The organism is Rummeliibacillus pycnus (assembly GCF_002884495.1).
Classification (GTDB): domain Bacteria; phylum Bacillota; class Bacilli; order Bacillales_A; family Planococcaceae; genus Rummeliibacillus; species Rummeliibacillus pycnus.
The window spans coordinates 2,210,428-2,230,359 of sequence record NZ_KZ614145.1 but is presented as its reverse complement, the minus strand read 5'-3'; the positions used below and the strand labels follow the sequence as shown (position 1 = coordinate 2,230,359).

Genomic DNA, 19,932 nt, shown 5'->3' with positions numbered 1-19,932 from the left:
GTTTGAAAAATCAAGAAATTGTTGTACAAGGAGCACGAGCTAATAATTTAAAAAATATTAATGTGAAAATTCCGCGAGATCAATTGGTTGTCATGACTGGGCTTTCGGGTTCTGGCAAATCATCGCTTGCATTTGATACGATTTACGCTGAAGGGCAAAGACGTTATGTAGAATCACTTTCAGCTTATGCAAGACAATTTTTAGGACAGATGGATAAACCGGATGTAGATGCTATTGAGGGGTTATCTCCAGCTATTTCAATTGATCAAAAAACGACAAGTCGTAACCCACGTTCAACAGTCGGAACCGTAACAGAAATCTATGATTATTTACGTTTGCTTTTTGCACGTGTTGGCAAACCGATTTGTCCAAATCACGGCATCGAAATTTCGTCTCAAACAATTGAACAAATGGTTGATCGTATTATGCAATATCCTGAGCGAACAAAGTTACAATTACTAGCACCAATGGTATCTGGACGCAAAGGCACACATGTAAAATTGTTAGAAGACTTACAAAAACAAGGCTATGTTCGTGCTCGAATTGATGGGGCATTACGAGATTTAGATGACAATATCGAATTAGAAAAAAACAAAAAGCATAATATTGAAGTGGTCATTGACCGTATTGTTTTAAAAGAAGGCGTAGAGTCTCGTTTAAGTGATTCCTTAGAAACAGCTTTAAAATTAGCGGAAGGCCGAGTAATGGTCGATGTGATGGAATATGAAGAATTATTATTTAGTGAACATCATGCTTGTCCAATCTGTGGATTTTCAATTGAAGAGTTAGAGCCACGCATGTTTTCTTTTAACAGTCCTTTTGGCGCCTGTCCTCAGTGTGATGGACTGGGTACAAAGCTTGAAGTAGATGAAAAATTGGTGATTCCAGATTGGGATTTAACGCTAAATGAAGGTGCAATCGTACCTTGGAATCCAATAAGTTCGCAATTTTATCCGCAATTATTAAAGTGCATATGTGATCATTATGGAATTGATATGGATATTCCTGTAAAGGATATTCCGAAAGAGCAAATGGATAAAATTTTAAATGGCTCAGGCAAAGAGTTTATACATTTCCATTACGAAAATGATTTTGGTAATGTTCGCGATCAAGATATTCAATTTGAGGGTGTATTAAGTAATATTGAACGTCGTTTTCGTGAGACATCCTCTGACTATATACGTGAACAAATGGAAAAGTATATGGCTCAACAACCTTGTCCATCATGCCATGGCCATCGATTAAAACCAGAGACATTAGCGGTGAAAATTGATGGGAAACATATTGGTGAAGTAACAAAGTTCTCTATTAAAGAAGCCTATACTTTTTTCCAAGAGCTTACACTATCAGAAAAAGATATGCAGATAGCGCGTCTTATTTTAAGGGAAATTCAAGAACGACTTAGCTTTTTAATAAATGTAGGATTGGATTATTTAACATTAAATCGAGCAGCTGGAACTTTATCAGGTGGCGAAGCACAACGTATTCGCTTAGCAACTCAAATTGGATCACGTTTAACAGGTGTTCTTTATATTTTAGATGAACCTTCAATTGGACTACATCAACGGGATAATGACAGATTAATTGCGACACTACAAAGTATGCGTGACCTTGGAAATACACTAGTTGTTGTAGAACATGATGAAGACACAATGCTTGCAGCCGATTACTTGATTGATGTAGGACCTGGTGCAGGCGTACATGGCGGTGAAATTGTGGCAGCAGGTACACCACAAGAAGTAATGGAAAATAAAGATTCATTGACAGGTCAATATTTAAGCGGACGTAAGTTTATTCCACTACCAACAGAGCGGAGAAAACCAGATGGTCGCTTCCTTAAAATTAAAGGTGCCAAAGAAAATAACTTAAAAAATGTAAAGGTTGATATTCCGTTAGGCGTTTTCACTGCAGTTACTGGGGTTTCAGGATCAGGGAAAAGTACTTTAGTAAATGAAGTACTTTACAAAACATTAGCGCAAAAGATTAATCGTTCAAAAGAAAAGCCTGGTGAAGTGAAGGAAATTGAAGGAATCGAACAATTAGAAAAAGTAATCGATATCGACCAATCACCAATTGGAAGAACGCCACGCTCGAATCCAGCAACTTATACAGGTGTATTTGATGATATTCGTGATGTATTTGCTGTGACCAATGAAGCAAAAGTTCGTGGTTATAAAAAAGGTCGCTTTAGTTTTAATGTCAAAGGTGGCCGTTGCGAAGCATGTCGTGGTGACGGGATTATTAAAATTGAAATGCATTTTTTACCAGATGTATACGTACCATGTGAAGTGTGTCATGGAAAACGCTATAATCGTGAAACGTTGGAAGTAAAGTATAAAGAAAAAAGTATCTCAGATGTATTAGAAATGACCGCTGAGGATGCATTGGAATTTTTCAAAAACATTCCTAAAATTGCTCGTAAATTGCAAACGATTGTTGATGTGGGATTAGGATATATTAAATTAGGGCAACCTGCAACAACACTATCAGGTGGCGAAGCTCAGCGTGTGAAACTAGCATCTGAATTGCACAAACGTTCAAACGGGAAATCTATTTATATTTTAGATGAACCAACAACAGGATTACATGCAGAAGATATTGCCCGTTTGTTAAAAGTTTTACAACGTTTAGTTGATAACGGAGATACTGTATTAGTCATTGAACATAATTTAGATGTCATTAAAACTGTAGATTATATTGTTGATATGGGACCTGAAGGTGGCGATAAAGGTGGTACTGTCATTGCTCAAGGGACTCCGGAACAAGTAGCTGAAACAAAAGGTTCTTATACTGGAATCTACCTAAAAAGAATTCTACAAAGAGACCAAAAACGCATGGAAGAAGCACTAGCCAGTGCAAAAAAATAGTTGCAGCAGCAACTATTTTTTCTGCGACGAGCAAGCGGAGTGGCGCAGGAGCAAAACGATTTGAAAAATGGGCGCCGAGCAAGCGGAGTGGCGCAGGAGCGAAACAAATTGAAAAATGGGCGCCGAGCAAGCGGAGTGGCGCAGGAGCGAAACAAATTGAAAAATGGGCGCCGAGCAAGCGGAGTGGCGCAGGAGCGAAACAAATTGAAAAATGGGCGCCGAGCAAGCGGAGTGGCGCAGGAGCGAAACAAATTGAAAAATGGGCGCCGAGCAAGCGGAGTGGCGCAGGAGCAAAACAATTTGAAAAATGGGCGACGAGCAAGCGGAGTGGCGCAGGAGCAAAACAATTTGAAAAATGGGCGACGAGCAAGCGGAGTGGCGCAGGAGCAAAACGATTTGAAAAATGGGCGACGAGCAAGCGGAGTGGCGCAGGAGTAGAAATGGTATGAAACTTTTTACCAGGTGATTCGTAACTATTAGTAATACGAATAAGGAGGCCGTTTAAATGCAAGATGAACGTAAACGCATTTTAGATTTAGTTGAAAAAGGCACCATTACAGCTCAAGAAGCGATAGTATTATTAGAAAAACTGGAACAACCAACTACACAGCCTGTGAAAAATAATTATGAAGATACACGAAATACTAGTACGCATTCTCAAAATGGATCTAGTCCATTTAATGCAACAGAACCAAATGAGCAATCACAATCTAATTCGGAAACAACTGATGAACACTCATGGCAACAACAAGGGCAATCATCCAAACAAAATCAATCTTCAAAAGTAATCGATGAAACTTTCTTTGAAGATTTGAAGCGAGATTTTACACAGTTTAGTTCAAAATTCGTTGATCTTATGAATACGGCTGTATCAAAAGTAAAAGAATTTGATTTTGAGAAGTCATTTATTGATCCCAATTACTTCGAAAAAGAAGAAATCATTGATTCAATAGATTTTTCAAATATAAGTATCGATATCCCCAATGGAAATGTTGAATTAAAACCATCAACAGATGGTATGGCAAGAGCGATTTATAAAGTTAGACCTTCTTTTGTCAAAATTAGTGATGATATAGAAAAAGAATTCAGCGATCAGTTTGTTTGTAAGAATGATAATGGTACGTTACGCGTAATTAGTACAACGAAGAAAGTTCGTGTGGATGTTACATTATATCTTCCTCAATTCAAATATAATACCGTTATTGTCCATCAATTTAATGGTGGATTTAGTACGCAAAATCTTAAAATCGAAAAATTGAAGGTAAAAACAATGAATGGCAGATTAGACTGCAAATCCATGATTTTTAGAAGAATGGATTTAGAAACAGCTAATGGTGCGATTGAAGTTCGAGATGTAGAAGGTGATGAACTAGAAGCAGAAACAGTTAATGGTCGTATTTATGTCGATGGTGCTATTAGTGAAATTGATGCGGAATCTGCTAATGGACATGTTGTAGTTACGACTCGTACTCAAGAGGCAAAGAGTATTAAAGCACAAACAGTGGCTGGTACTGTAGAAATCTATATTCCAAGCACCGTTTCTTTACAAGGGGAAGTATCATCTAATCTCGGCAAAATGGATGTTCGATTACCAGATATACAACGTTTAAATGAACAGAGTCAATTTTTACAAAAATCTGTTAAATTCTCAAAAAAGATAGAAGATACTTCAACTTTAGTTATTAATGGAGAAACCAAAACAGGTTCAGTTATTGTTAGATATAATTTATAATCCAAAGCAATTTTGCCCAAAACCAGGGAGTTAAAAGATCTCTCTGGTTTTTTATTTGAAAGGAAAAATCTTATAGTATCGAGTACATATGACAATAGTCAACAGTTTACTACAAGTAAATATTTAATAGAGTAGTGAGAGCTAATTTGTTTGCAAACAAATTTCATGGAAAACATTTATTTTTCATCAAATAAACACAATTAAATATATTTAATGATTTGAAATAAAACTGTAATGATAGAAAACAAGTACAATGTTATAATGGTCTTAACTAAAAATGGTTAAGTTTTACTATAATATAGGTGGTAAAAAAATGATAGAAATGAAGAATGTCTATAAAAAGTACCCAAATGGGATTGTTGCGATTAATGGACTTAATATAAAAATTAAACAAGGTGAATTTGTCTATATCGTGGGTCCTAGTGGTGCAGGTAAATCGACATTTATTAAGATGATGTATCGTGAAGAAAAAGCAACTTCAGGCGAAATTTTTGTCAATGGGATGAATTTATCGACATTAAAGAATAAAGAGGTACCCTATCTAAGAAGACAGATTGGTGTCGTTTTTCAAGATTTTAAATTATTACCAAGATTAAATGTATATGAAAATGTCGCATTTGCACTAGAAGTGATCGAAGAAAATCCATCAAAAATTCGTAAACGAGTAATGGATGTGTTGGATTTAGTTGGATTAAAAAAGAAAGCGAGAATGTTTCCTGATGAATTGTCAGGAGGCGAACAACAACGTGTATCGATTGCACGATCCATCGTCAATATTCCAAAAGTGGTCATTGCAGATGAACCTACCGGAAATTTAGATCCAGATACATCTTGGGATATAATGAATTTATTTGAAGAAATTAATGCCCGCGGAACAACTATTATCATGGCAACGCATAATCGGGAAATTGTAAATAACATGAGACGCCGTGTAATAGCAATTGAAGGCGGTCTAATTGTTCGTGATGAACATGGAGGTGACTACGGTTATGAAATCTAGTACTCTTAGTCGTCACGTAAGAGAAAGTGTGAAATCGGTTGGTCGTAATGGTTGGATGACTTTTGCATCTGTCAGTGCAGTAACAGTTACACTATTATTAGTAGGCGTATTCATGGTAATTATGATGAACTTAAATAAAGTTGCTCATGATGTTGAAAATGATGTAGAAATCAAAGTACTTATTGATTTACAAGCAGATCAGAAGGCGGAGGAAACCTTACAACAGCAGATTAAGGAAATGCCTGGTGTTGAATCGATGAAATATTCATCGAAAGAACACGAGTTAAATAGTTTGGTTAAGGAATTTGGGGAAGATTTAAGCTTATTTAAACAAAGCAATCCATTGCGAAATGTACTTTATGTAAAAGCGGATAATCCTCAGCAAACAGCAAAAGTAGCTAAACAAATTGATGCATTAGATAACACATATGAAGTGCTATATGGTAAAGGGAAAATTGAAAAGCTATTTAAATTTATCAACATCAGTAGAAATGTGGGTATTGTATTAATCATCGCGTTGCTTCTTACGGCAATGTTCTTAATCTCTAATACGATTAAAATTACAATTACTGCAAGAAGAAAAGAAATTGAGATTATGAAATTAGTTGGTGCAACGAATTGGTTTGTCCGTATACCATTCATTTTAGAGGGAATATGGCTCGGATTGTTAGGTTCACTTATTCCTATCGTAATTGTAACGATTCTATATTCACAGCTATACAATATAGTTGCACCAAAATTAAAAGGAGAAATATTCCAACTGCTAAATGTTACACCATTTATCTTAGAAGTTGATCTATTAATTCTATTGATGGGAATTATTATTGGTGTTTGGGGAAGTTTCATGTCAGTTCGAAAATTCTTGAAAATCTAATACAAGGTAGAGAGTAGGAATTCACCTCTTTATAAATATTTGAGGGGTATCCTAAAGTAAAAAGAAGCTGGGACAGAAGTATCTCAGCAAATGAAAAATCCGAACTATGATTCGAAATTCTAATTGGAATTTCACATTAGTTCGGATTTTCTTTTTATTGAAACAAATTCATAAATACTTTCCTAGTCGAAAATAGTGAATACTTTTCTGAATGAAAAATTCAATCATTCGGATCATTCTTCAAATATATGTCGCTCCAGATGGCGCTTTCCGCGAGCGTGGATTGAGCTTCCTCATTCGCTTCGTTAGGTCCGGAAACTCAAGGCTCACGATTGTGCACAGGAGTCGTCATTCTCCATTCCAAATCAGCCATAGTTGTTCATTGTTGAATCTCTTGATTTGGTAATATGAAGTTTTTATCAACTTTTAAATAAGACCTTTTTTATAAAAACAAAAACGATTTAATCTGATCTCTTGCTATTGTGAAAATGGAGAGAAGAAGCGAAGAAACTTGTGGTGGTTCTTTTTATCATTTAATATACGGTATAGGGTATACTAATTTGCGTTTGGGGGTATGTATAGATGCAAGTAACTGAGTGGTATAGTCTTAAAACACTTATGATACCATCCTCTTGGGTTGCTTTAGTTAGTAGCTTTGTTCTAATGTGGTTATTATTAAGGGTATTATATCGAAAAGAGATTGCAAATATCTTTTTGGATGCAGTGCTTCAACTCATATTGGTATGGAAATTCAGTGTCATTGTCACAGATTTTTCAATGGTTATTAAGCAACCCTTAACAATATTGTATTTTAATGGTGGTATGATGGGGTTTGGAATAGGTATATTGTTTATGTGTGGCACTCTTTGGTATAAGTTTCATCAAAATAGACTGAAAGAGGATGCTTTACAAGCAGTATTTATGACAATCATTCTTTGTTCAAGTAGTTATCAAATATGGATGGCTAGTTTAAATGATGCTACACTATGGCAAAAAGCATTAACCATTACAGGATTTTCTTGTTGGATAATCCTTGCATTATGGAAGAGAAAAGAAAAGCCTATTTGGCATAGGCAACTATTACTTTTATTTTTATGTACGCATGTGTTGATTGCAACATTACAGCCATTAGGTATTTGGCAATTATCTGTATTTGTAACATTCATTTTTGTAATATTTAATCTTACTTTAAAAAGTAATCATTTAAAAATAAGTTAAGTTAGATCCTATTCGAATAAGGAAGCGTGTTGAATAGGATAAAATAGGAAGGAAATCCTTCTGTAATCTTATTTTCAAGGTGCCTGTATCTCATTGTCTATTGATGAGAGGAAGGATTGCTGACTCCTGCGGGAAAAGCGTGTAGCTGGAAACCTTGCCAGAAAGCAATCAATTCTTAGCGGGTATCAATTGATGATCAATTTTTCCAATGGAGAAAACTGGACGATCAACACGCATGTAATTTTTTCAAAATTAGGAGGGCACGAAGTTGAAAAAGAAAATATTTAGTTTGCTACTAATCATCGCTTTAATTGCTATTGCGCTAACGAATTTTGTGAAATCAAAAGTAGAGGAAGGGCAAAAAGTAGATACTTCTTCCACTCAGGTCTCCACAGCTAAAAATGATAAAGGGAGCGGTTTAGAAATAAACCAAACTGCGCCAGATTTCCAACTGAAAACATTAGATGATAAAAAAGTAAAACTTTCAGATTATAAGGGAAAAATAGTTATACTAAATTTCTGGGCAACTTGGTGTCCGCCATGTAAAGCGGAAATTCCCCAGATGGAAAAATACTATAAAAAACAGGCAAAAGATGATGGTGTTGAAATTCTAGCTGTAAACTTAACAAAAGCAGATAAAGATAAAGCGTATATTCGAGATTTTGTAAAATCATATGAAATGACGTATCCGGTTTTATTGGACGAAGATGGAGAACAACAAAGACAATATGAAATCGTAACAATTCCTACGACCTTCTTTATCGATAAAAACGGGAAAATTCAAAAGAAAGTTGTTGGTCCCATGGATCAAGAGATGATGTCCAAAACAATCGCTGCAATAAAATAATAAAGGTTGTCACTATTTTTGAGTTTTAAATCTTGTTCTCCGTTCATACATTAAATGGATACGGGAGGGACGAGATAAATGCGAAAATGGTGGCTTTATTTTTTAATGATTTTTGTATTAGGTGTAGGGTCATTTGCTTTTGTGAAGTACCAGAAAACGGACAAGATCGTAAAAGAGGAACAAGGAGTATTACAATCAGTAGGAGAAGCTTACGAGCTAATTCGCAAAGAGTCTGTCCATGAAACGACAGAAAAACAACTTATTGAAGGTGCTATCAATGGTATGGCTGGTGCACTAAAAGACCCATATAGTACGTACTATACGGAAGAAGAAGCAAAGATGCATAGGGAACAGTTGTCAGATGAAAGAGTGGGAATTGGGGCCGAAATTACTGAAAGTCAGGGACGTTTTATCATTGTGTCCCCAGTAAAAGATTCACCAGCTGAAAAGGCTGGGTTAAAACCATATGACGAAATTGTACAAGTAAATGGTGAACGGACTGATGGTAAAACATTAACAGAATTATTAGCCCTGATTCGAGGTGAGGAAGGTACATCCTTGAAGATGACAGTTTATAGACCTTCAGAAGATCGCCATGTAGAGCTAAATATGACAAGGGCAGCAATCACACAGACTACGGTTAATAGTAAGGTGCTAGTTTCAGAAGGTAAAAATATTGGCTATATATCAATTAAAGTCTTTGGAGAGAAGACAGCTGAAGAGTGGTATAAAAATACCAATGAACTTTTGAAGCAAAAAATTACAGCATTAATTGTAGACGTTCGCAGTAATCCTGGTGGTTATTTAAAAAGTGTAGAGCAAGTAATTGGAAGTTTAGTACAACCGAATACAACCTATGCTTATATGGAAAATGCAACGGGAAATCAGGAACCATTACAAGTAACGAATAATAGAATGGGATTTAAGTATGATGAACAATTGAAAACACTACCTGTTGTATTATTACAAGATGAGGGTAGTGCATCAGCGAGCGAGGTTTTAAGCGCAGCATTAAAAGACTTAAGACGTGCTTCGATAATAGGTGTGAAAAGTTTTGGAAAAGGGACAGTTCAAGAAACTTGGCCGTTATCAAATGGTGGGGAGCTTAAACTTTCAACGCATAAATGGTTAACACCAAAACGAGAATGGATACACGGTAAGGGTATCAAAGCAACATTAGAGGTAGAACAAAATCCGTTATTCCATATGAAATTACCACCTATAACTGGCAATTTTAAAGAAGGTGATTTTTCGGATAATATTCAATCCGTTCAGGAAGTTCTAAAAGCCCAAGGGTATTCAGTTAGTAGAGTTGATGGCTATTTCGATAGAACAACAGCAAAAGCCATAGAAGAATATAGCAAAAAACATCAGCTAACAAATGGAAATAAAATGGACGACACTTTCCTTTTTGCTTTACATGAAGAAATGGTGAAATACAGAAATAATCTTGATAATGATCTGCAACTACAAATGGCAATTGGTTTTATCAATCATCAATTAAAATAATTAGTGAAATCTATTTGCTTTATAGGTCTAAAAAGACTTCGTTTTAAAACGGCTGTTTGGTACAATTAAGAGACAATACTATTGATCCTGCATGAACGAGCAGTATGCCCCTACCTGAAAAGTGCGAAAGAAGCGAAAAGATCGGTAGGGGGAACTGCCCATAACACTATTGGTGCGACGAACTATCATGTGAGGATGAAGAAAATCCATACTGATAGAATTTTCACTTGATAGTAAAAAATCGAAAGGTGATGCAAATTATGTATGTAGATATTGTCATGGAACTATTTAAAGGCATCGGCCGTTTCTTTTTAAATCCGTTATTGTATGTTGCGATTATTTTCTCCATTTTAATTGGTTATCATCGTGTTAAAAATGAGAGGAAATCTTTTAATACACGAATTTTATGGGGCTGGTCTGAGACAATTTTAATGTTTAAAGAGGGCTGGCTAATCGGATTTGTCATTTCGATTATTAGTATTCTAGTAGGTTTGGTTGTTCCGATTCAATTTATCGTTTTAAGTGCTGCTGTAGGTGTTATATGTTTACTAACATTTTATTATCATCTAGCATCTCCAGCATATCCTTTAGGAATTGCATTCATCATTTTATGGTATACATATATAACTGATGGTTCTTGGCATTTCTTCAATTGGGATGTTACAAGTGCTTCAATGCATATTGGTATGCTGGTTTCAATACCAGTTATGGTTGGTCTTTTATTGATGGCAGAAGGGTATTTAATTAAAAAGAATGCTGCAAAACTTGCATCTCCCCAAATTTTAAAGACTGAACGCGGATTACCATCTGTAATTTATCTTGCAAAACGTTTATGGTTACTTCCTATATTCTTTGTTTTACCTAGTGGGGCAATACACGAATTTCTTCCATATTGGCCACAGATTCCATTAGGTAGTGATTCATTTTCATTGATTCTAGTACCACTTGTCATTGGTTTTCAACAACGATCTCGCAAAATGCTTCCAGTGCATTTCTATCCACAGTTAGGTAAAACTGTGGAAATGTTAGGATGCCTTGTATTAGTAGAAGCAATTATAGCTTATTTCTTCCCTATTATGGGGATAGCAGCGGTTTGTGTCGCAATCGTTGGACGAGCACTGATTTCGATTATTTATTCAATAAGCGAGCGTCATGGTAGTTATGCTGTGACTCCACAAGATTCAGGGGTTATGGTAGCTGGCATTTTACCAGATTCACCAGCAGAAGCGATGGGGATACAAGTAGGAGAGTGTATTCGTAAAGTAAATGGTATTCCTGTAAAAACAGAAGAGGAACTGTATGAGGCTTTGCAAATAAATGCTGCACATTGTCGATTAGAAGTACTTGATCAAGATGGAGAAGTTCGTCTAAGACAACATGTCATTTATCGCCATGATCATTTTAGAATTGGTTTGCTCGTTGTACGATAGGGAGTGAATGTATGTCGGTAATGAAATTTTTAATGGCACTTATTTTGCCAGGTTTATTGGTTATCTTATTTACACGTGTTACATTCAAAAATTATGTAGGATTAGCTCTTTCAGTTGCTTTGATAGCGGCATCGATTTATGCAGGCTATACTCATCCACCACTACTGTATGTAGTAGATGCAATTTCACTTACAATTGGTTTCTGGTATGCAACAAAGATGATGAATCAACAGAAAAACTAAAATGAAGAAGCTTGTCCTCTATTGTGGACAGGCTTTTTTTATTAGAGATCCTGTTTTATGATATTTAAAAATGATGGAAAAAATAGTTCTTACAACACTAAAGAATAATGGAACTATTGTATAATGTATGGAAAGAACTAGCATGTTAAAGAAAGTAGCGATTTTTTGAATTATGTAAAATGCTGTCCTTTTGAGCAACTTTAAAGAGATTGAATCGCTCTTATTAGATGAAAAAAGACATATACTTAAAAGTTAGCTCTCGTATATGTTATAGTTGTTTTTTAATTCATATGAATTTACTTTAGTGAAAGGTGGCAACTCCTTCGGGAAAGCGACCGCCTAAAATTTAAAGGAGGCAATTGGGGTGCCAGATTGGTTATCAATTGAAAATTTTCAGTCATTAGCACACCAATATCGATTAATTGGTACTCTATTAGCTATTGCATTACCATTTTTGGAAGCATTTTTTTCATTTTTGCCATTAGCAGCTTTTGTAGTGGCTAACGCTAGTGCATATGGTTTATGGTGGGGGTTCCTTTTTTCATGGGTTGGTGCTGTTTTAGGAGCGTATTGTGTATTTTTAATTGTACGAAAATTTGGTAAAAGTAAAATTTTCCGCTTCGTTACAGAAAAAAATGCCGTACAAAAATTAATACATTGGGTGGAATATCAAGGATTTACGCCGTTATTTATCTTATTATGTTTTCCTTTTACACCATCTGCACTTGTCAATATTGTGGCAGGTTTATCAAATTTAAAGAAAAAAAGATACTTATTCACGGTTATGTTAGCAAAATTTGTGATGATTTTTATCATTAGTTGGATAGGATCTGATCTACGAGCATTAATTACCAATCCAATTCGGACATGCCTAATTATTATCATCATCGTTTTGTTATGGTGGGGTGGAAAGCAAGTCGAAGCAAGATTAAATGAAAAAATTGAAAAAGATATGAGAAAGATTTCGAAAAATAGAAAATAAATAGGAACGTTTGTTCTTTTCAGTGAAGGAATGATAGTATATTTAAAAAGTAGGTGAGGAGGAGTAAAAATGTCGCTACGTATTGTTACTGGACGGTCTGGAACAGGTAAAACAACATTAATACAGCAAGAAATTGCCACTGAAGTTCAAAAAAGAACGTTTGGTTCGCCTATTTTTTTGATTGTACCAGATCAAATGTCGTTTTCTGTAGAATATGATATGACACATGATTTCAATGTTAAAGGATTAATACGAGCACAAGTAACTACTTTTAAACGTCTGGCATGGCGTGTTTTGCAAGAAACAGGTGGTATTAGTCGTAAAGAAGTGAATGGTTTCGGCTATCGTATGCTCATTAAGAAACTCTTAGAACAGCATAAGGAAGAATTTTTATTATTTCGCAAAGCTGCAGATAAGCGTGGTTTCACAGCTGAGATGGAATCATTATTAAAAGAATTCAGTAGGTATAGTTTAGATAGTTTAGCCCTGATGAATTTAGAAGCTCATTTAGAGCAAATTGACGCACCTCAATCTTTGGTAGATAAAGTCCATGACTTACATCTTCTTATTCAAGCGATTGAAGATTCCTTGGGAACTACATATGTTGATAGTGAAGGATATTATCCTCTTTTAACATCTCAACTAGCAAATTCTGAAATCATTCGAAAAGCAGCAATTTATATAGATGGTTTTACAGCTTTTACAACCAGAGAATTTGAATTAGTGCAAGAACTTATGAAAGTAGCAAAACGTGTTACGGTAGTACTTCCTATGGAAGCAGAAACGGATGCAGATGATGAACAAGCTTTGTTTTATCAATCTGCAAGAACCTGTGCTAGATTGAAAGAGTTAGCTTTTGAGAATGGAATTGAAGTGGAACCAATCGTTCATTGTACTCAACAATACCGTTTTAATACAGCTGATTTACGTCATATTGAAAGTCAGTTTGAAGTGTTCCCGCCCGTTCAACAAGAAAGTGATGGTAGCGTAGAAATCATCGAGGCTGCTAATCGTCGATCAGAGATCCATGCTATTGCAAGGAAAATTAAAAATCTAACTCAAAATGATCAAATGCGCTACCGAGATATGGCTATTTTATATCGTCAAGCGGATGTGTATGACCCGCTGATTTCAACAATTTTCCCACAATATGATATTCCCTTTTTCGTCAGTCAGAAAAAACCAATGCTGCATCATCCACTTATTGAGTTAAGTCGCTCAGCAATAGAAGCCATTCAATCTGATTGGAAGTATGAACCTATTTTTCGTGCGATTAAAACAGATTTGTTCTTCCCAATAACTTCAGATATTCAGATTTGGAGGGAACGAGCAGATATACTTGAAAACTTTATATTGGCTCAAGGGATATATGGAAAACGGTGGTTTGAAGAAAATCGCTGGTTATACAAAAAATATCGTGGCTTAGAATTGTATTCAAAGCATCAAACGGATGAGGAACGAGCTTATCAAAAAGAAATTGAAGCCGTACGCGGACAAATCCGCGAACCATTAAAAGCTTTTGAGAACCAACTAAAAGAAGCTCTAACAGGGGCTGATATTGCCACAGCTTTATATACTTTTATAGAAAACCTAGAAGTTTTCGATAAATTACAAGCATTAAAGGATCGTGAAATTGAGAAGGGGCATTTATTAGAAGCAAGTGAACACGAACAAGCGTGGAATAAGTGGATAGAAATTTTGGATCAGTTTGTGATGCTTTTCGGTGATCAACAAATGACAATCGATGATGCACTTGAAATTTTAGATGAGGGTTTTGATACATTGGAATTTTCTCGAATTCCTCCTTCACTCGATCAAGTGACAATCGCAACATCAGATATTGCTCGTTTAACAAAGACAAAAGTAGTTTTCGTTATTGGGGTAAATGAAGGTGTATATCCTAAACGTATGGATTACGAAGGGTTATTAGGAGATACCGAGCGGGAATGGTTTACACAAGTTGGGTATGAAATTGCGCCTACATCTAAAACACGGTTACTAGAAGAGGAATTTATCACATACCATACTTTCACAATGCAATCTGATCGATTAATCGTAACTTATCCTATTGCGGATGAAGAAAGTAAAGCTCTTTTACCTTCACTGTATATCAAACGTTTGGAAGATCAGTTGGAAAACATTAAGAAATCAATTGCTTTAGTTGATCCTAGTGAATCATCAAGTGAGCAAAGTGCTCTTTCTTATATTGTTCATCCTAGAACCTCATTAGCCTATTTAATGAAGCAACTTCGTTTGCATCTCGAAGACCGAGAACTCGCAGCAGAATGGCTCGCACTAAAACGCTATTATGAAGAAGATCCGTATTGGAATACTGTATTGAAACGTTTAATGCGACCACTGAAAACACATAATAAAGCAGAAAATTTAACTCCTGAATTAACAGAAGCTTTATATGGATCTACCATAACCTCTAGCGTTTCCCGAATCGAAAAATTTTATCGATGTCCATTTGCTCATTTTTCTTCATATGGTCTTCATTTAGAAGAAAGACCAGAATACCGTTTGGAAACACCAACAATTGGAGATTTATTCCATGCTGCATTGAAATGGATTGGAGAAGAAACGGATCGTTTGAAAATTACATGGGCACAATTATCAAGTGAACAGTGTGCGTTGTTAGCTAAACAGGCTGTCGAAGCAATAGCGCCACTTCTATATCATCAAATCTTATTAAGTAATGCTCGTTATCGTTATATTCAGCGCAAATTGACATATGTTGTACAACGAACATTGCAATCACTTAGCCAACACGCTAGAGTATCAGGATTTAAACCAATTGCTGTAGAGACAGCTTTTGGTCCAGGAGATCCATTACCACCACTTGTGATTCAACTAAAAGATCACAAAAAAATGCAAATGCGTGGTCGAATTGACAGAGTTGATGCAACAACTGTCAATGGTAAACCCTATATTCGTGTAGTTGATTATAAATCATCTGCACGTAAATTAGATTTGAATGATGTCTACTATGGATTATCATTACAAATGCTAATTTATTTAGATGTTGCTATCACAAATTCTGAAGAATGGCTCCCTATTCATGCGGAAGCTGGTGGCGTACTCTATATCCATGTCCATAATCCAATGCTAAGTTCGAATAATAGTTTATCTGTGGAAGAAGCAGAAATCGAACGGTTAAAAGATTTTAAAATGAAAGGTTTATTGTTAGATGATTATGATTCAATTGTAGCAATGGACGACCAATTAGCGGAGAGTGGTGGATACTCACAAGTTGTTCCAATTTATATGAAGAAGGATGGAAGTACCTCTCCGAATCTATCTTCTGTTATTGCGCCAAATGATATGAAGTCTCTAACGAAGTTTGTTCGAAATAAGCATAAGAGAGCTGGAGAGGAGATATTAGAAGGCTGCACAGATATTAGTCCTTTTAAAATGAATCAAAGAACAGCATGTGAGTTCTGTTCATATAAGAGCGTGTGTCAATTTGATACAACGGATTCTAGCCAACATTATCGTCAACTTCATGTGGAAAAATCAGGAGAAATTATCGAAAAAATTCGTAAGGAGGCTGATATAGATGATTCAGATTCCTAAGAAACCAGAAGATGCTACTTGGACAGATGAACAATGGAAAGCAATCTGGGCATCTGGAAGAGATATATTAGTTTCTGCTGCTGCAGGTTCAGGGAAAACAGCTGTTCTTATTAATAGAATGATTGAAAAAGTAATTTCTACAGCAGACCCTATAGACGTAGATCAGCTTCTCGTTGTGACGTTTACAAATGCCTCAGCCGCTGAAATGCGACATCGTATGGCTAATGCCTTAGAAAAAGAAATTCGTAAAAATCCACAATCCAAACATTTACGTAAACAGCTCAGCTTAATCAATAAAGCACAAATATCAACATTGCATTCATTTTGCTTAAATATTGTTCGACAATATGCATACTTATTAGATATCGATCCAGGATTCAGAATTGCTGATGATACAGAAGCTGCATTGTTAAAGGATGATACTTTAGCAGAAGTATTAGAGAGTGCATACGATGGAGAAAATGTTGAAGAAATTTATCGTTTAGTCGATAGTTTCACTTCTGATCGTGATGATCAAGCAATCGAGGTTTTACTCAATAAACTTTATGAAATGTCTAGAGTAAATCCGGAACCCATTAAGTGGCTTCGTTCATTACCAGATCAGTATACAATTGACGAAAATACGACAATTGATGATTTAGAAATAACAAAGCATATTAAAAAAGCTATTTTACACAGTATTGATGGTGCAATTGGTTTAGCAGAAGAAGTACGTCAACTTTCTTTGCAACCTGATGGTCCGTTTGCTTTTGGAGAAACAGCACAAAAAGATCTAATTTTGTATCAAGAAGCACGAGGTTTCATAACAGAACGTAGTTGGAAAGAAGCTTACCATTTCTTTCAAACTGCGAAATTAGATCGTGCAAAATCGCAAAGAAAAGGTAGCTGTGATGAAGAGTTATTAGAACTTGCAAAGTCAAAACGAAAACAAGCAAAGGAATTATTTGAAAAAAACATAGAAACTTATTTTAAACGTACTCCTGAGAAACTACTAGATGAAATTCGTTTGATGAAACCATTGATTGAAACACTGGTAGAGTTAGCAATTCAATTTAGTGTGGAATATGGCAAAGCGAAGAGTACAAAAGGAATCGTTGACTTTTCCGATTTAGAGCATTTTGCCTTATCTATTTTAACTGATGAAGTAGATGGAAATCTTGTACCGTCTTCTGTAGCACTTGATTATCGCGCACAATTTAAAGAAGTATTAGTCGATGAATACCAAGATACAAATCGTTTGCAAGAAACCATATTGCAACTAGTAAAAAGCGGGGATGCAGCAAACGGTAACATGTTTATGGTAGGAGATGTAAAACAGTCCATCTATCGATTCCGTTTAGCCGAACCAACATTATTCTTGCATAAATATTTAAAATACAATGAAAATTCAACTGATACAGGTTTACGAATAGACTTGAATGCAAACTTTCGTAGTCGACCAGAAGTTTTACATGGTACGAATTTTGTTTTTCAACAAGTTATGGGAGAAGAAGTTGGTGAAGTTGCTTATGATGCAGCAGCAGCTTTAAAACCTAAAGCACCATATGATGAAAAAGAGATGCCTCTTGAATTAGCAATCTTACATACTGCTGAAAAAGAGGAAGAAGAAACAGATTCAGAACTTTTAGCTGAAGAAGATTTGAAAAAGTCTCAGCAGGAAGCAAGATATATTATTAAAGAAATTCGTCGAATCATGGATTCGGATATGGTCGTCTTTGACCCTTGGGAGAAAAAGGAGAGACCTGTTGAATATCGAGATTTTGTCATTCTCATGCGTTCTATGACTTGGTCAGTAGATATTGTGGAAGAATTTAAGACAGCAGGAATTCCACTATATGCAGAAGTTTCAAAAGGTTATTTTGAGGCACTAGAAGTGATGATCATGTTAAACACATTGAAAATTATCGATAATCCGTATCAAGACATACCTTTGGCTTCCGTGCTAAGAGCACCTTTTGTAGGGTTAACGGAAAATGAATTAGCAAGTATTCGTTTAGCTGAGCCAAAAGCAGCTTTTTATGATGCATTAAAACAATTTGTACGTAATGAAGGTGCAGGCTTAAAATCTTCGACTGCCGAGAAATTACAACGATTCTTATTGCACCTAGAAGAATGGCGTGATTTAGCTAGACGTGGCTCTTTGTCTGATTTAATTTGGCGAGTATATATGGATACGAATTATTATGAAATGGTCGGGGCAATGTTAAATGGTAAACAACGTCAAGCGAATTTACGCGCATTACATGACCGTGCTATTGCTTACGAAAAAACGTCATTTCGAGGGCTTTTCCGCTTCTTAAGATTTGTAGAGCGCATGAGATTAAGAGGGGACGACTTGGGAGAAGCACGTGCAATAAGCGAAAAAGAAAATGTTGTACGCCTGATGACGATTCACGCTTCAAAAGGATTAGAATTTCCATTTGTTTTTGTTGCAGGGCTAGGAAGGGAATTTAACAAAATGGATTTCCATTTACCTTATTTGTTTGACCAAGAATTTGGTTTGGGGGTAAAAATGATTGACCCAGAAAAGAGAATTCAATATACTTCTCTACCATTCTTAGCAATGGTTGAAAAGAAGACGCTCGAAATGAAATCTGAAGAAATGCGTATTTTGTATGTTGCGATGACACGAGCAAAAGAAAAGCTATATCTAGTTGGTACTGTGAAGGATTGGGGGAAAACTCAAAAAAAATGGGTTGACTCAAAGCAACTTCACCAAAATGGTATGATTCCAGATTATATTCGTGCAAGTGCAAAAAACTATTTGGATTGGATCGGCCCAGCATTTGCAAGTCATCCTGATTTTGAAGGTAATGATGAGAATAATAAGGAATTGTCACATTGGAAACTTACAGTAATAGATACAGATGAACTTAAAACAATCGATGAAGAAATCAGTTCAAAAGAAGAAATGGCACAAAAAGAGCCTCAAGTTGATGAATCGATTTTAAAAGAAATTCGAAACCGTTTTGATACACCGTATGCATTTGAACATGCTATTGCGAAACGTTCTAAAACATCGGTTAGTGAGTTAAAACGATTGCAACATTTAGAAGCACAAGAAGAACCAGAGTATTTTACGAAAGTTTCATCAAATCAGCAAAGAGTAGCAACAAGACCTTCATTTTTACAACAACGTTCATTAACTGCTGCAGAAATTGGTACGGCTATGCACACGGTAATGCAACACATCCCACAAGAGGGTTTACATGATGTAGAGGCGGTACATCAATTTGTTCAAATTTTAGTAGAGAGACAACTACTAACACAAGAGGAAGGTACAGCCGTACAGGCTGATAAGATCATAGAATTTTTTGACACAGAGATCGGACATCGATTTATGCATGCGCTGGAATTACATCGTGAAATGCCATTTACAATTAGTCTTGAGGATAACGAAGGTGACACACAAATTGTGCAAGGGGTAGTTGACTGTTTACTGAAAGATTCAAATGGGCAATGGATATTACTCGATTATAAAACAGATCATCTGCAACCAAGTATGAAAACAATTGAAGGATTACGAAGAGAAATGGTTAACCGATATGATGTTCAACTTTCATTGTATAAGAGAGCATTAGAGGAAATTTTAAAAATCAACGTGCACGAGAAAGTAATTTATGCATTTGATGCCAAGCAGTCAGTTCAATTGTAG

At 35.7% G+C, this 19,932-nt stretch carries 13 protein-coding genes; all 13 read left to right on the top strand.

What is annotated here, in order from left to right; genetic code table 11:
* Positions 1 to 2 precede the first annotated feature (2 nt).
* The 13 genes from uvrA (at position 3) to addA (ending at position 19,932) form a co-directional block, all read left to right on the top strand.
* Positions 3 to 2,867: an excinuclease ABC subunit UvrA gene (gene uvrA, locus CEF14_RS11020; protein ID WP_102692907.1), complete on the top strand. Its 2,865-nt coding sequence runs from the start codon at positions 3 to 5 to the stop codon at positions 2,865 to 2,867.
* A gap of 39 nt (positions 2,868 to 2,906) precedes the next feature.
* Positions 2,907 to 3,305 carry a hypothetical protein gene (locus tag CEF14_RS11015; RefSeq protein ID WP_211284599.1) on the top strand — a complete coding sequence of 133 codons (399 nt, stop codon included), beginning with the start codon at positions 2,907 to 2,909 and terminating at the stop codon, positions 3,303 to 3,305.
* Between the two features lie 67 nt (positions 3,306 to 3,372).
* Entirely contained in the window at positions 3,373 to 4,599 is a 1,227-nt protein-coding gene (locus CEF14_RS11010; protein ID WP_102692906.1) for a DUF4097 family beta strand repeat-containing protein, read from the top strand.
* 313 nt (positions 4,600 to 4,912) lie between these two features.
* Positions 4,913 to 5,599, top strand: a complete 687-nt coding sequence (ftsE, locus tag CEF14_RS11005) for a cell division ATP-binding protein FtsE (protein ID WP_102692905.1) — start codon at positions 4,913 to 4,915, stop codon at positions 5,597 to 5,599.
* Positions 5,589 to 6,473, top strand: coding sequence for a permease-like cell division protein FtsX (ftsX, locus tag CEF14_RS11000; protein ID WP_102692904.1), 885 nt, complete (start codon positions 5,589 to 5,591; stop codon positions 6,471 to 6,473). The genes ftsE and ftsX overlap by 11 nt, the downstream gene beginning before the upstream one ends.
* A 582-nt stretch (positions 6,474 to 7,055) precedes the next feature.
* A complete protein-coding gene (locus CEF14_RS10995; protein WP_102692903.1) occupies positions 7,056 to 7,691 on the top strand; it encodes a hypothetical protein in 636 nt (211 codons plus the stop codon).
* Between the two features lie 268 nt (positions 7,692 to 7,959).
* The gene (locus tag CEF14_RS10990; protein WP_102692902.1) at positions 7,960 to 8,538 is read left to right on the top strand and encodes a TlpA disulfide reductase family protein; all 579 of its coding nucleotides are present in this window, start codon (positions 7,960 to 7,962) and stop codon (positions 8,536 to 8,538) included.
* 78 nt (positions 8,539 to 8,616) lie between these two features.
* Positions 8,617 to 10,047, top strand: coding sequence for a S41 family peptidase (locus CEF14_RS10985; RefSeq protein ID WP_102692901.1), 1,431 nt, complete (start codon positions 8,617 to 8,619; stop codon positions 10,045 to 10,047).
* A 251-nt stretch (positions 10,048 to 10,298) separates the two neighbouring features.
* Positions 10,299 to 11,477: a PDZ domain-containing protein gene (locus tag CEF14_RS10980; RefSeq protein WP_245890145.1), complete on the top strand. Its 1,179-nt coding sequence runs from the start codon at positions 10,299 to 10,301 to the stop codon at positions 11,475 to 11,477.
* Positions 11,478 to 11,488: 11 nt separating this feature from the next.
* Positions 11,489 to 11,719, top strand: coding sequence for a CsbA family protein (locus tag CEF14_RS10975; RefSeq protein WP_102692900.1), 231 nt, complete (start codon positions 11,489 to 11,491; stop codon positions 11,717 to 11,719).
* Between the two features lie 364 nt (positions 11,720 to 12,083).
* Positions 12,084 to 12,701 (top strand): TVP38/TMEM64 family protein, encoded by a 618-nt coding sequence (locus CEF14_RS10970; protein WP_102692899.1) that lies wholly within the window; start codon positions 12,084 to 12,086, stop codon positions 12,699 to 12,701.
* 69 nt (positions 12,702 to 12,770) lie between these two features.
* On the top strand, positions 12,771 to 16,277 hold the full coding sequence (gene addB, locus CEF14_RS10965) for a helicase-exonuclease AddAB subunit AddB (protein ID WP_102692898.1): 3,507 nt from the start codon (positions 12,771 to 12,773) through the stop codon (positions 16,275 to 16,277).
* Positions 16,261 to 19,932: a helicase-exonuclease AddAB subunit AddA gene (addA, locus tag CEF14_RS10960; protein ID WP_102692897.1), complete on the top strand. Its 3,672-nt coding sequence runs from the start codon at positions 16,261 to 16,263 to the stop codon at positions 19,930 to 19,932. Before addB ends, addA begins: the two co-directional genes overlap by 17 nt.